Origin of the sequence: Paenibacillus chondroitinus NBRC 15376 (assembly GCF_004000765.1) — a bacterium.
GTDB classification, from domain to species: domain Bacteria; phylum Bacillota; class Bacilli; order Paenibacillales; family NBRC-103111; genus Paenibacillus_E; species Paenibacillus_E chondroitinus.
Genome location: NZ_BILW01000054.1, coordinates 20685 through 33995, shown reverse-complemented (window position 1 = coordinate 33995; position 13311 = coordinate 20685). Strand labels below are relative to the sequence as shown.

Below are 13311 nucleotides of genomic sequence, written 5' to 3'. Positions count from 1 at the left end.
GCCCACGGGACGGGCAGCTTCACGCAGGCGGCTGCCATAGGCAGAGCCGCCGCCGGCACCACCGGCGCCCCGCAAGCGGGCGCGCCAAGCATGCTGCTGCCTAACATAGGCAGCAGCATCGCATCCGCGAGGCAGGAGCACCTGGCCTCGCAGCAACCAACGCTGGAGCACAAGCACGCTCCAGCGGCTCCTGTACCGAACAGCGCGTTGGCGGATGCCCCGCTGGAGATGGACTGGCTGCGCACCAAAGCGAGCGCAGACGAGGCCCAAACCCCGGCGGCGCCGGTTCCACAAGCGCCGCCGGAGCTGACTAGCGAGCAGCTGCAGGAGCTGGTGAAGCAGATTCCGCAGCTGGATGTCACGAAGATTGCGGATAAAGTATTCCGCGAAATCGAGAAAAGAATGAGGTTCGAGCAGCAGCGGCGTGGACTTTAACTTTTTAACATAACGGTTTACATAGAAGAAGAGGAAAGGACTGACACCTGTGGCACTCAAGAAAGCCATGATTATCGTAGACAAGGGAAACAGCAAAGAGAATGTGCAAGTTTTGTTTAATCCGGGTGAGTATACCCTTGATACGAGCAACAGCTATTCTTGGAATACGGTGCCAGGTCTGTCCATGCCTATTGGCCAATTCGTAAGCGGTGGGACGACCACGCTCTCCATGGATTTTTATTTTGACACCTACGAAAAAGGTACTGATGTCCGTGAATATACGAAGAAAATATCCGGTCTGCTGGATGTAGAGAAGGAACTGCATGCGCCTCCGATTTGCCGGTTTGTCTGGGGATCTCTGGACTTCAAGGGGGTTGTCGAAAAGGTGAATCAACAATTCACCATGTTCCTCGATACGGGAGTACCGGTTCGTGCCAAGCTGAAGGTTACCTTTCGCTCCTGGCATACGAAGAAAGAGCAGCTGCAGACCATTCCCCGCCACTCGGCGGACCGAACGAAGCAGAAGATGTTGAAGCAAGGGGAGCAGCTATGGATGATTGCCGCCCATGAATATGAAGATCCGAGCTTATGGCGGGAAATTGCCAAAGCCAATCAGATTGATAATCCACTAAAAGTTGTAACGGGACGACGCATTGCAGTCCCAAGATTGGACTGATCCGATGGCGACACTAAGCTTGGAATCCAGTACATTCACCTATGATGAATTAGCTAAGAAATATAAAGAGTTTTTCGCGCCGGCTTATTTAATTACAGTTGATGGGACGAAACTTTCTGATAATGTAGCCATATCCACGATACGTGTGGAAACTTCGATTGATGGAACGGCGGATTCTTTTTCATTCCGAATTACGAACGCTTACGATGTGACGAACAATGATTTTCAGTGGATAACGGATTTTACATTAGGGAAAGCCATCGATATCAGTCTTGGTTATGTGGATAAATTTACACCGGTTTTTACTGGATTTATCACATCCGTCGTTGTTGATTTCCCCGAGGACGGCTCGCCCGGTCTCATTGTACGAGGGATGGATTTGTCGTATTTGATGATGAAGGGGACGAAGTCCCGCTCGTGGAACAAAAAGAAATATAGCGATATCGTGGAGGAAATCGCCAAAACGTATGGAGCCAAAGTTCATGTTGATGCGACGACGACGGAATATCCCGTGATTGCGCAAAGCCAGATCAATGACTTTCATTTTATTCAAAACTTAGCTAATTTGGTTAATTATGATTTCTTTGTTGTAGGCAAGAACTTGTATTTCCGCAAGCCGTTAACCGAGATGTCGCCTGTCATGACACTGGAAATGGGCAAAACGCTGAACAATCTAACCATCGACATGAATCTTGCCGAGCAGATTACTGGCGTAAAGGTACGGGCATGGGATAACAAAGAACTGAAAGTGATCGAAGGAGAATCAGCCACCATTGCAAAGCTTGGCAGTAATTCCAAGACTGGCAAAGATATCCTCGCAGCCAAAGGGGATTTCGTGGAACATGTTTATACGAATGTTACCTCCGTGGAGGAGGCCAAAACGTATGCCAGCGCCTTGTTGAATAGACGGGCAATGAAGCTGATCAGCGGATCAGGAGAATGTATCGGCATTCCGGAAATCAGGGCCGGACGCTACATCAAGCTTAATGGTATAGGCAAAAAGTTTGACCAGCCCTATTATGTGACCGGCGCTACGCACTTGATTAATGATTCCGGTTATACGACGCGCTTTCAGTTAGGAGGGAATGCGGTCTAATGTTCAAACTTCCCGATATCACTCTAGGCGGTGTTGCTAACTTCGCCTCCCAGAAAATCGGCGGTGTGATGGTCGCGGTTGTGACCAACAATAACGATCCCGATAAGCTTGGGCGTGTGAAGCTGAAGCTGCCCCTGCAAGAAACGGAAACCGAAACGGACTGGGTTCGCATTGCCACGATGATGGGCGGCAAGGAGATGGGCAGTCTTTTTATCCCGGAAGTGAATGACGAGGTGTTAGTCGCTTTCCATCTCGGGGAGCTGCGTCAGCCTTTCGTGATCGGCATGCTGTGGAATCCGAAGAACAAACCGCCCGCGCCGGCCGAGAAAAACGATCTGCGGATGATCAAATCGCGTTCAGGCCATGAACTATCTTTCAATGATAAAAGCGGTGACGAGAGCATCACGATCAAAACTAAAAAAGGTCAAATCATTGAGTTGAAGGATAAGGACGATAGCATTTCAATTGCCGATCAGAGCGGGAATAATAAGATTTTGATCAAAGGCGGATCGGCGAATGAGATTTCGGTTGTCAGCCAAACGTCCAAAATCACCCTTAATGCCAAAGGCGATGTAGCCATTGAAAGCTCGAAAGAGATCAAAATTAAATCAACGCAAATTAACATAGAAGCCTCCGCAACGATGGCGCTTAAAGCAGGGGCAACGCTGGATTTGAAGTCAGACGGCATCATTAATATCAAAGGCAGTATGGTCAAAATCAACTAAACCAAGGAGCGTGGACGGATGTCGGAAGCATTTTTGGGGCGAGGCTGGAAATTTCCGATTCAAGTCGACCCTGCGACAGGGCGAATTCGGATGTCCGAATATGAGGAAGACATCGCTGAAGCGATCCGCGTTATTTTGGGCACCACCCAGGGAGAACGCGTGATGCGTCCGGGCTTTGGCTGCGGCGTCCAGGAGTTTATTTTTGGCTTAACGGACGATACATCCCTGCATCTGCTGGAGAGCAATATCCAGGAAGCGATTCGCAATTGGGAGCCGAGGGTCCATGAGGTGGACGTGAAGGCTGTGCCGGAAGCGGATGATCCGGGGAAAGTCATGATTCGCATCTCGTATCTGGTGCGTACGACGAATAACTTGTTTAACCAAGTGTATCCTTTTTACTTATATGAAGGTTCAAAATAGAAAGAGGCAGCGGAAACGATGATCATACGTGCAAGAGAGGAGGTGGAGCTGAGCGATGCAACCTCCCAAAATTGACCCTAGAGATATCCCAGATCTCATAGCGCAGATGAAGGAAATGGCGCCTTATTATACGCCGGAATGGCGCTTTACGCCTGAGAACCCGGACCCGGGTTCAGCGTTATTCCTCATGTTCGCAGACATGTTTCATGACAATATCAAACGTTTGAACCGGGTGCCTACGAAAAACCTCATTGCGTTCCTCAACATGTTCGATGTCACGCTGCTTCCGGCAAGACCAGCCACCAGTTATCTGACCTTCGCGCTCAACGAGGGGACGAAAGAGTCTGTGTTTATCTCGGCCGGAACGCAGGTTGCTGCTGCAGTAGAAGGCAGTAATATTTTGTATGAGACCGCCCGCAGCACACTGTTGACGCCTGCCCTGCTGACGGATGCTTACGTGACAAGCCGTAAACAGGATAAAATTATTCGCATAGCGGAGGAGTTTATGACCGCTTCCCGGCAAGGTTTGGCAGCCCCGAGCAAGCTTTTCCGGCTGCAGGGCGACAACTTGCAGGAGCATGCGATCTTTTTGGAGCATAGCGCTCTCTTCACCTTGTCCAGCACGGCGCGGATTGAAATTGAATTCCGCAACTCCAAACGGCGATTTGAGGAGCTTGCGCTTTCCAGCCAACTGGCTGACCCGCAATTCACCGAATGGCTGTATGCGACAGAGGACGGGTGGATGCCTTTTGACCAAGTAACGGCCAAGGGCAATCGGGTCATCCTTTCGAAAGCGCACGAGGGAGAACTTGCCGAGAAGGAAGTAAACGGAAGAGAAGGCCGGTGGATTCAATGCCGTTTGAAGCCTCTTCTGCCTGGCGGGAAAACTTTGGCGGACAGCCGACTGTCCATGGACCATATTTCGTTCAAAACGGATTATGTGGATTCGCTTGAACAAGGCGGCATTCACCCGGATCTCATGTTTTATAATGATGTTGCTGCGGATCCGAGCGGTTTCTACCCTTTTGGCGATCAATTTGCGCTGTATGGCAGCTTTTATATCGGGAGCCAGGAAGTGTTCACGAAAAAAGACGGCGATATCAAGCTGAGCTTTGGACTGCAAGCCATCGAGAACCGATTTGGAGCGGAACCTACGGAAAATATCGATTGGAAATTGGTCATGAAAAAGTCCAAATTCGATAAGCCTCCTGTCGTCCATATTACGGTGCTGCAGGTCGCTTGGGAGTATTGGAATGGCACCACTTGGGTGCGTCTTGAGGTTGGAAAAGAAGCGGAGAAGCTGTTTTATTACCCGAAGGAGCAGAAAGTTCGTAAAGACATTCGCTTCCGCTGCCCGCTCGATCTTGAAGCCACCTATGTGAACGGCAACGAAAACCATTGGATTAGAGCAAGGATTTTACATATCGAAAATGCGTACGTGGCGCAGGCGCTTTACTTATCCCCGTGGATCGATGAGGTCTCTATGACCTATGAATACGAGGATCGCCTTTATCCTGCTGAGCATTGTTTGGCGCTGAATCATACAGTATTTGAAGATCGAACGCGGCACAGCAAGCAGCTCGAAGGGGGCTTTGAGCCGTTTCAGCCGCTAGAGGGCAGCCATCCGGCTCTGCATCTATGTTTCGATTCGCCACCTGTCAAAGGGCCGATTTCGCTTTATGTTTCAGTGAAGCAACAGCGGTTTGCCGAACAGGATTTGCCAATGTTGGAGTGGGAATATTTGCGTGCCGGCTTAATGTCAGGACATGCTTCCGAATGGGTCCCGCTAAAGGTGATCGACGATACGAACGGTTTGACGCAAAGCGGAATCGTGCAGTTTGTAGGCCCTTCTGATTTTGCTGGAGAATCATTATTTGGCCGAGAGGGATTCTGGATTCGCGCCGTGAATCGAGACGATAAATACGATGATACGACAGGACGTATTCAGATTCCAACGGTACATGGACTCTATATGAACACCGTTCAAGTGATCCAGCAGGAGACGATTATCGGAGAGGTTCCTGAAGCCAAAGGGTTGGAAGAACTTGAATATCAGCTGAGCCGTACTGGCATCGTATCGGAAGAAGTTTGGGTCGATGAGACGGAATTCGTCACGGAAGAAGAGATTGCGGAGTATGAAAGAGCCGGCCTGCCGCAGATGGAAATTAGCCGAGATTCTGAAGGTAATTTGCTGCAGCTGTGGGTTCGCTGGATGGCTGTAAATCAAATGGCCGATTCAGGAAATAAGGATCGCCATTACATGATCGATCGTACCTTTGGCCGCATTCGTGTCGGCGACGGCGTTCATGGCATGCACCCGCCTAAAGGCGGATTGGCACAGATCAAAGTGACGTATCAAGTGACTTCGGGGCAAATCGGCAACGTAGGCGCACGTGAAATTAATCAGATGCAGGATTCTATCGCATTTGTCGGCGAGGTGTATAATCCGGAGCCAGCCTCTGGCGGCTGCCAAGCCGAGAAGCTGGAATCGGCCCTGCAGCGCGGTCCTGAGATGCTGAAGCACAGAAACCGTGCGGTTTCGGCCAAAGATTACGAATGGCTTGCGCGCGAAGCGTACCCGAACATTGCCAAAGTGAGCTGCATCGCCAATCGAAATGCTTATATGCAAAAAGAGATCGGCGCTATGACACTTGTCATTTTGCCAAAAGAAGGCCAGCAGGGAAGCCTTGCGTTCCCTGTGCTTAAGAAGCAAGTTGAGCGATACATTATCGAGCGCGCATCGAGTCTCGTAGCTTTCCCGGAGCGGCTCCAAGTCATTGAGCCGGTGTATATGGAAATTTCCGTTTCAGCTATCGTGGCTGTAGAAGGTATGGATGCCGTCGTTACGACGGAAATACAGGCAATGGACAAGCTGAACCGCTTCTTGGACCCATTGACGGGGAACTTCGACGGCAAAGGTTGGGCGATCGGTCAGCAAATTCACCCATCTGTTTTTTATGCGCTGCTGAAGACGATTCGAACGATCAGCCATGTAGAGAAGCTCTACATGACGGTTTATAAGCTGGAGGACGGCGAGCGCGTCGAGCTGGATGTGAACCGCCTCCCGGCGCTTCCTCACGGCATTATTGTGAGCGGCAAGCATAAGGTGGTCGTGAACGCTTTGTAATAAGATGATTGAAGGAGGTGAGCACAAGTGCTGCCAATCCCTAATTTGGATGACCGAATGTTTGAACAGATGGTGATGGAGGCGCGGAAGTCGATTCCCAAGCTGTTTCCCGAATGGACGGATGAGAATGAACATGACCCCGGGATTACGCTGCTGGAGTTGATGTCATGGATGACCGAGATGCAGCAGTATTACTTGAACCGTGTGACGGAGAAAAATGAGCGGAAGTTCCTGAAGCTGCTCGGCATTCGTCCGCGTGAAGCGGTGTCGGCTGTTTGTCATGTGGCCTTTTCAAACGTGGATCAGCCGCTTGTGCTTCCGAAGGGAACGCCGCTGAAAGCGATGGATCAGCGATTCGAGACGACGCGCACGGTGCAGCTTGTGCCTTCGACGCTGGAGAAGGTGCTGGTGCGCACAGAGACGGCGGCCGGCGATTTTACATCCAATAATCAGGCGAAGATTGCTTATTATGCTTTTGGGTCGGATGCAATCAAAGGAGCACATCTGTATCTTGGGTTCGATCGGGCGCTGCCGGTGGAAACCGAGGTTTCCTTGGCTTTCCAATTATACGACCGATACCCGGTCAGGGTGAGTCATCGGGAAGACCAGGTGGCAGCACCCATCATTTCATCCGCGAAGGTCGGATGGACGTTCGCTGGAGCAGGACAACATGCGGGACAAGGTCAACGAGGGCAAAGCGAAAGTTGGCTGCCGGTGGAAGCGGTAAGCGACACGACGGTTCACCTGTCACAGAGCGGTGAAGTGCGTTTCCGCATTACTTCCGAGATGACGCCCATGGCGCTTTATCCAGCCGACGACCGCAGCCGCTACTGGATTTGCTGTACACTGGAGGAGGACGGTTACGAGCTCCCTCCCAAAATTGAGAAAGTAAGCCTGAACAGCGTGCAAGCGGCAGAACAGGAGACTTTCAGTGAAGTGACGGCATTTAGCAGTACGGGAGAACCTGATCAGCGGTTTGAGGTCAGCTCTTATCTCGCCTTTGGCGGGCTGCACACGGTGCAGGTACAGAATGAACAGGGCCGCTGGCGCGACTGGCATATCGTCGCTGAGCTTGCGGACTACGGACCGGATGATCTCGTCTGCCAGCTGCTGCAGGATTCGGCCAGCCGCACGACCCGTCTGCGCTTCGGCGACGGGGTGAACGGCAGCATCCCGCCGCAAGGCGCACAGCGGGTGCGGCTTATTGCTTACACGGCCGAGTTCGACTACGGCCGTTATATTGGAGGCAGCAAAGGTCTGCCGGGGCAGACCTTTGAGGTCGCTCGCGGCCGCACGTTCAAGCCCAGCAGCATGCTGCTGCAGGTAGGTTATTGGCCGCGTGGGGGCGGCAGCGTCGTGTGGGACGACTGGCAGTCCGTGGAAGACTTCGATAATTCGAAGTCCACGGACCGCCACTACGTCTACGACGCTGAAGCCGGAACGATCCGCTTCGGCAATAACGAAGCGGGGCTTGTCCCGCCCAAGTCGGCGGAACCGAATATTCGGTTCCTGGCGCTGCAAGCGGGCGGGGGCGAGCGGGGCAACGTGAAGGACGGCCTCGTGACCGGCTTCACGGAGGAGCACGGCGTGAGCGTGACGAATCCGTTCCCGGCGCGGGGCGGCCTCGAGGCGGAAACGCTCACGCAGGCCAAGCTGCGCGTCCGGCGCGAGCTGGACACGCCGACAAGAGCGGTGACCGGCGAGGACTACGAGCGCATCGCCAAAGCGACGCCGGGTCTGCGCGTCGCGCGGGTGAAGGCGATCCCGCTGTACAAGCCGGGCATGCGGGATTATCCCAAGGTCAAAGCGCCGGCGCAGATGACCGTCGCGGTCGTGCCTTATAGCGAAAGCGATAAGCCGAAGGCGGGCAAGGGCTTTTTGCAAACGATTAAGGGGCATCTGGATCGGCACCGGCTTCTGACGACGGAGCTTCACGTGATTCCGGCGGAATATATCAAAATCACGGTTCACGCCGTGGTTGTGATGGAGCCGAAGTACAAAAACGAGCAGCGCCGCATTACCCAAGAGTTGAGGCAGCTGCTCCAACCGATGGATCACGGGCAGGGCTCGGAGGGCTGGCGTTTCGGCCGAACGGTGTACAAGGGCGATATATACGGCGTTATTTCCCGGATCAAAGGTGTCGTATATGTGCAGGATCTTTGGCTGGATGCGGAAGGCACCGGTTTTCAAAAGGATGGCGCCGGCGATATACACATCCCTCCATATGCGTTGGTCTACTCCGGTAATCACGAGGTGGAGACGATTAGCCAAACGGATTTATAGCTTCTTCAGGGATCGCTTTGCTGGGTGTGTGTGGGAGTAGTTGGCATGTTACATGAGATGAGCAAATATATGTGCCATGTGTATGAGCAGTACAGGCGGACGCTGAGAGGGAACTATGATCCCTTATTTAAGCGATTTACTGCGAAATGGGCCGGTTAGCGGAACTACAGGGCTCTATGTTGACCCAGATCGGGTTAAATCGAGCAGCAGCGGACAAATAGCGGTCTGTAGTTCCCTTTATTGGCGGGACGGGTCCAGAATGAGGGGAATAGCGTACCCTAGTTCCCTTTCACACCGTGTGCGGAGGCTTGAGGTAGTGCAGGGTTGAGATAGTAATGGGTACAGCATACGACAGAAAAGAGGTGACGGACGATGCAGGATGGTCAAACGTTTTTTTCATTAAACAAACCGCTCGATTGGGAGCAGGGCTATGAAGCCAACATCGACATGCAGGAGAAGGGCTTTTCGATACGGCAAACAGAGAAGTACAGCATTCATCGCATCGTTCGCACAGACGAGTTGGAAGGCATACACCCGATTCATGAAATGACGGTTGGCGCTGGAAGGAAGCTGATTCTGCTGGATGAGGCCGCGAATGTGTGGATCTACGATGATCAAAGCCGCCATCTTGAGTCATTATTCCGGCACGGGCATGGGCTGTTCAGCCATAAGGCGAAGCTGGCTTCCATGGCGGATCTTCTGGTCATTGCAGACAGTGAGCAAGCAACGGAAAGAAGGATTGCTGTATATTCCCTCTCCAATGGTCAGACCATGTGGGCGGTTGATGCGTGGCAGGGGCTGGAGCTGTTTCCACTCTCAGTCAATTCCAAATTAGCGACGAAACATACATTTTATACGACAGTTCCATTGGATATTGCGGTTGGTATGAATGGAAGTCCGGAAGTTCCTAAGGGCGGCAGGATTGGCATCCTTCAGTGGAGCTCGGCCGGCGAGGTTGTGCGCGTATATGAGCATGACATGCACCGCATGGAAGAGGCGGTTGAACTTACTGCCTTGAAGGGACGGTATTTCACTGCTGCGGCAGACGGCACTTTGGCTTTATTGGATGCGCACCTCAGAACCGTTACGGTATTCCATGAGGATGGCCGGGAGCCGCTGCATTTTAAACTGGAGCAGGAAGGGCGCTTTTCTGGCATTTCCATTGATACGAATCATAATCTCTATATAGGAGACAGCGGATACGCACAACTAGAGGGAGTTACCGAGCGGTTTATTCTCAAATATCGCGGAAACGGTGAGTTCTTCGATAAAGTTACAAACTTCCGCGGTCGAGTTGATACGTTGATGCACGACAGCCGAAATCGGCTGTATGTGTTTGACCGGATCAGCGGTCAGATTAGCTTGCTTGATCTTCGGGCCCGGACGATGCTGCTTGAGGGGACTCAACTGCCGGAGGCGGTTTATTTATCGGGAGATCTGGATACGACGGAAACCGAAACACAGTGGCACAAAATACGACTGGAAGCCGACATTCCGGAGGAGACGCAGGTTCGCTTTTCCTATTTTGCCTCAGATGAAAGTGAAGGGTTGGTAGATGGCGACTACGTAAATTATACAAGCTACCTGACGGATCCAGATATTGGAGTGCGCGAAAAACTCGCAGCTACCCGCGATTTGTGGTCAGAGCCGATTCTCAATCCGAAAGATGCGCTGCTGAATGCGAGGGGCCGTTATCTCTGGTTCAAAATGGAATTGATCGGCAGCGAGCAAAAGTCGCCGTACATTCGGAAGCTGCGCGTTTACTACCCAAGAACGTCGTTGATTGACTATCTGCCGCCGATTTATCAGCAGGATGAGGAGCACAGCCCTTTTCTGGAACGTTTTCTGGCGATGTTCAGCACGTTTTTTGATGATATGGAGGATAAAATCGACCATATTTCCGCTCATTTTGATCCGGATGCGGTAACGGGCACTTATCTCGAATGGCTGGGCCGATGGCTGGCGATCACCGATCATGAAGCATGGGGCGAGAAGAAGCTGAGGGAATTGATGAAGCAGGCGCCTGAGCTGTATAAATTGCGCGGGACTCGCGAGGGTTTGATAAATATGCTGAAGATTTATACAGGCACGGAACCCTTTTTGCTGGAATATTTTCAATTCAAGCAGATGCAGGAGACTTCGGAGCTGCGGCAGCTTTTTGCCCAATTATACGGGGATAATCCTTACTGCTTCTGCATTATGCTGAAGCCCGAAGTGGTGCGTACCGACGCACAGCGGCTCACGATCGAACAAATCATCGAAGATCAAAAGCCTGCCTATACCGAAGGCAAACTGATCTTGCTGCAACCGTGGATGTACGCGGATATGCATACGTATCTGGGAATTAACACTTACTTATCTGAGCCTACGTTATTAACGCTCGACCAGCGTTCCTCGATGCCTTACAATACGGTGCTGATCGATGTGGATCGCGATAAACGCATGGATATACATACCAGGTTGGAACTGGATTCCGAAATCGAATAAACGAAATGAGCCTTGGAAGGTGAGGGGATACTTATGAAAAAAACACGCTATTACCCGTTTGAGCGCAATCGGTATTTCTATGGAAAGCTGCTGACGGTCAGGGATTTTGAGTCCGAGCAAAAGTATTTCAATGACAAGCGCAGAATGATGAATCGTCTCCTGCATGGGTCTGGTGTGCTAACAGGCCTGCAAGTCGTCGCTGTGGATGAGAAGTCGGTTTCGGTTGAAATGGGAGCCGCCATCGATGCGCTTGGCCGGGAAATTGTCGTCCCTTCCCCCATGACATTGAAGCTTTCGATGATGGATGGGTTCAGCAACAACGAATACGCGAAGAACGTATACCTCTGCATTGCTTATGATGAAAAGGAAAAAGAGCCCGTTCACGCCGTAGCCAATTCTTCCGTTCGTTCGGATGAAATCAATGATTATAACCGCGTGCTGGAGAGCTACCGGCTATTTATTCGTGAGGATGCGCCTGAACCTTCAAAGCTGCCTTTGGCGAATTTGACGGACCAAACGATTGTACTCTACCAGGACGCGCATGTGCGTGTGCTTCAAACGACACCTCGCTATGTGAATCCGGGTCAGTTGTTTGAGATGAAGCTGCGTTTTGAGAAGACGCTGCGCGTTGGGCGGATTTCTTTCCAATACGAGCTGGCAGCTGATCGTGTTGAAGCGATTGACGGCAATTCAATCTTGTTCGAAGAGCCGCAGGATGTGCAAGAGAGCGAGTACGAAATGAGCGTGCTTCTGCGGGCGGACAGTACGGTAGGCGTGAAGGCGACAGTCGGTGTGCAGACGAGCACGGCTGTATTTAAGCTGGACGACAAGCAGCTTGAGCTGCAGGCGCAATCCGTCGGTGAAATTCAAATTATCGGCGATGCCGTTCGTGAACGATTGATGACGGATTTTGTGAAACAATCGTTGGAAGCCTCCTTGGAGGCACCTTCGGAGCCTTGCATTTATTTGGCCAAAATCTGCCTCATTCAAGTGGGGCCGACTTATGTCATTGAAAGTGTTGAGCAAGTGCCGTTTAACGAGTATGTGTACAACTCATCGGTGATGTACCGACTTGCCAGAACGAGCGAATACCGCGATGAAGCATCCGGCCAGTTTGTGACGAAGTCCAAAGTGAAAACATTGGCGCCGGGGCAGCCGCCGGAGTTTAAAGTCAATTTCAATAAAGCGATTAGCGAGCTTTCGTTTGATTTGGGGATTCCGGCTGGTGGCGGAAGCGGCATTGCCGGCATCGTGAGCGGTGTCGTGGACATTCCGGTGGAGCCGTTCACGAAGATTGCGGTGTCGCCGTTCGGGAAAGCGACGAAAAGCTTTTTCTCCGGCGAGATTGCGCACGGACTTGGTGAGGGCAACGTTCTGATCATCACGAGCTTGGAAGAGAGCAGTGAGGATGCTTTCTCCGACATCCTGTCCAGCGGGGAGCGCGTGTATGGCGGAGCGTCCGATGTGTTCAAAGGCACGGAATTTGAGCCGGACGCGCCGGAAGTGAAGATCGGCACGATCGCCTATCCGCAGAAGGGTACCTTCCGGATCGGTGTGAAGGTGCAGCAAACCTCCGAGCCGTCGAATGTGCGCGTGCGCTGGTGGGCGTACAGCGCTGAGATGGCGACCGCGGTTTCCGCTTCGGCGGGGAGTGACTCGTTGGACCAGGCACTGTCCGCGATGCGGGAAGCGGCTTCGGCTGGGAGCGGCACGGAGTAATGAGATAAGACAGGGACCTCTTATGGGAGGTCCTTGTTTTTTTTGAGCAACGGCAACTAGAACTAAAAATGGACAAGATGTTAAAAAGATCTATAATGGTCTTAACAAGAAAGAGAGGTGCACGGAAATGGGAGATAAACGACTGAAGTTTGACAAAGAGATCTTGGCAAACCCGGATATGGTCCGTCAACTGGAGCAAGAAATGGAGCAAGAACTCAAAAAAATAGAACGGGAAAATGCAGATCTTCGGGAGGAAATAGCTATTTTAAAAAAGGCTCAGCACATCTTCAGCAACCAAAGGAACTGAGGTTCCAATTCATTGAAGCAATAGATGGAAAATCTA

Annotated in this window: 10 protein-coding genes; all 10 read left to right on the top strand. The window is 51.8% G+C overall.

Annotated elements, in window-relative coordinates; genetic code table 11:
• Window positions 1–90 precede the first annotated feature (90 nt).
• The 10 genes from PCH02S_RS31920 to PCH02S_RS31875 all read left to right on the top strand — a co-directional run bounded on the left by PCH02S_RS31920 (window position 91) and on the right by PCH02S_RS31875 (window position 13275).
• On the top strand, window positions 91–435 hold the full coding sequence (locus PCH02S_RS31920) for a hypothetical protein (protein WP_127458141.1): 345 nt from the start codon (window positions 91–93) through the stop codon (window positions 433–435).
• Window positions 436–484: 49 nt separating this feature from the next.
• Window positions 485–1111, top strand: a complete 627-nt coding sequence (locus PCH02S_RS31915; protein ID WP_174806852.1) for a CIS tube protein — start codon at window positions 485–487, stop codon at window positions 1109–1111.
• Complete coding sequence (locus tag PCH02S_RS31910) at window positions 1089–2207, top strand: phage late control D family protein (protein ID WP_246069343.1); 1119 nt, start codon at window positions 1089–1091, stop codon at window positions 2205–2207. Before PCH02S_RS31915 ends, PCH02S_RS31910 begins: the two co-directional genes overlap by 23 nt.
• Window positions 2207–2932 carry a phage baseplate assembly protein V gene (locus PCH02S_RS31905; RefSeq protein ID WP_127458140.1) on the top strand — a complete coding sequence of 242 codons (726 nt, stop codon included), beginning with the start codon at window positions 2207–2209 and terminating at the stop codon, window positions 2930–2932. The genes PCH02S_RS31910 and PCH02S_RS31905 overlap by 1 nt, the downstream gene beginning before the upstream one ends.
• An 18-nt stretch (window positions 2933–2950) precedes the next feature.
• A complete protein-coding gene (locus PCH02S_RS31900; RefSeq protein ID WP_127458139.1) occupies window positions 2951–3352 on the top strand; it encodes a GPW/gp25 family protein in 402 nt (133 codons plus the stop codon).
• A 55-nt stretch (window positions 3353–3407) separates the two neighbouring features.
• On the top strand, window positions 3408–6479 hold the full coding sequence (locus tag PCH02S_RS31895; RefSeq protein WP_127458138.1) for a baseplate J/gp47 family protein: 3072 nt from the start codon (window positions 3408–3410) through the stop codon (window positions 6477–6479).
• 27 nt (window positions 6480–6506) lie between these two features.
• Window positions 6507–8762 carry a putative baseplate assembly protein gene (locus tag PCH02S_RS31890; protein WP_127458137.1) on the top strand — a complete coding sequence of 752 codons (2256 nt, stop codon included), beginning with the start codon at window positions 6507–6509 and terminating at the stop codon, window positions 8760–8762.
• 372 nt (window positions 8763–9134) lie between these two features.
• Entirely contained in the window at window positions 9135–11249 is a 2115-nt protein-coding gene (locus tag PCH02S_RS31885) for a phage tail protein (RefSeq protein WP_127458136.1), read from the top strand.
• Between the two features lie 33 nt (window positions 11250–11282).
• Entirely contained in the window at window positions 11283–12968 is a 1686-nt protein-coding gene (locus PCH02S_RS31880; RefSeq protein ID WP_127458135.1) for a hypothetical protein, read from the top strand.
• Window positions 12969–13095: 127 nt separating this feature from the next.
• A complete protein-coding gene (locus tag PCH02S_RS31875) occupies window positions 13096–13275 on the top strand; it encodes a hypothetical protein (protein ID WP_127458134.1) in 180 nt (59 codons plus the stop codon).
• Window positions 13276–13311 lie beyond the last annotated feature (36 nt).

Excerpts from the sequence above, each read along its gene's own strand:
- PCH02S_RS31900 (WP_127458139.1), top strand. The coding sequence starts at position 2,951 with ATGTCGGAAGCATTTTTGGGGCGAGGCTGGAAATTTCCGATTCAAGTC.
- PCH02S_RS31875 (WP_127458134.1), top strand. The coding sequence starts at position 13,096 with ATGGGAGATAAACGACTGAAGTTTGACAAAGAGATCTTGGCAAACCCG.
- PCH02S_RS31905 (WP_127458140.1), top strand. The coding sequence starts at position 2,207 with ATGTTCAAACTTCCCGATATCACTCTAGGCGGTGTTGCTAACTTCGCC.
- PCH02S_RS31895 (WP_127458138.1), top strand. The coding sequence starts at position 3,408 with ATGCAACCTCCCAAAATTGACCCTAGAGATATCCCAGATCTCATAGCG.
- PCH02S_RS31880 (WP_127458135.1), top strand. The coding sequence starts at position 11,283 with ATGAAAAAAACACGCTATTACCCGTTTGAGCGCAATCGGTATTTCTAT.
- PCH02S_RS31885 (WP_127458136.1), top strand. The coding sequence starts at position 9,135 with ATGCAGGATGGTCAAACGTTTTTTTCATTAAACAAACCGCTCGATTGG.
- PCH02S_RS31920 (WP_127458141.1), top strand. The coding sequence starts at position 91 with ATGCTGCTGCCTAACATAGGCAGCAGCATCGCATCCGCGAGGCAGGAG.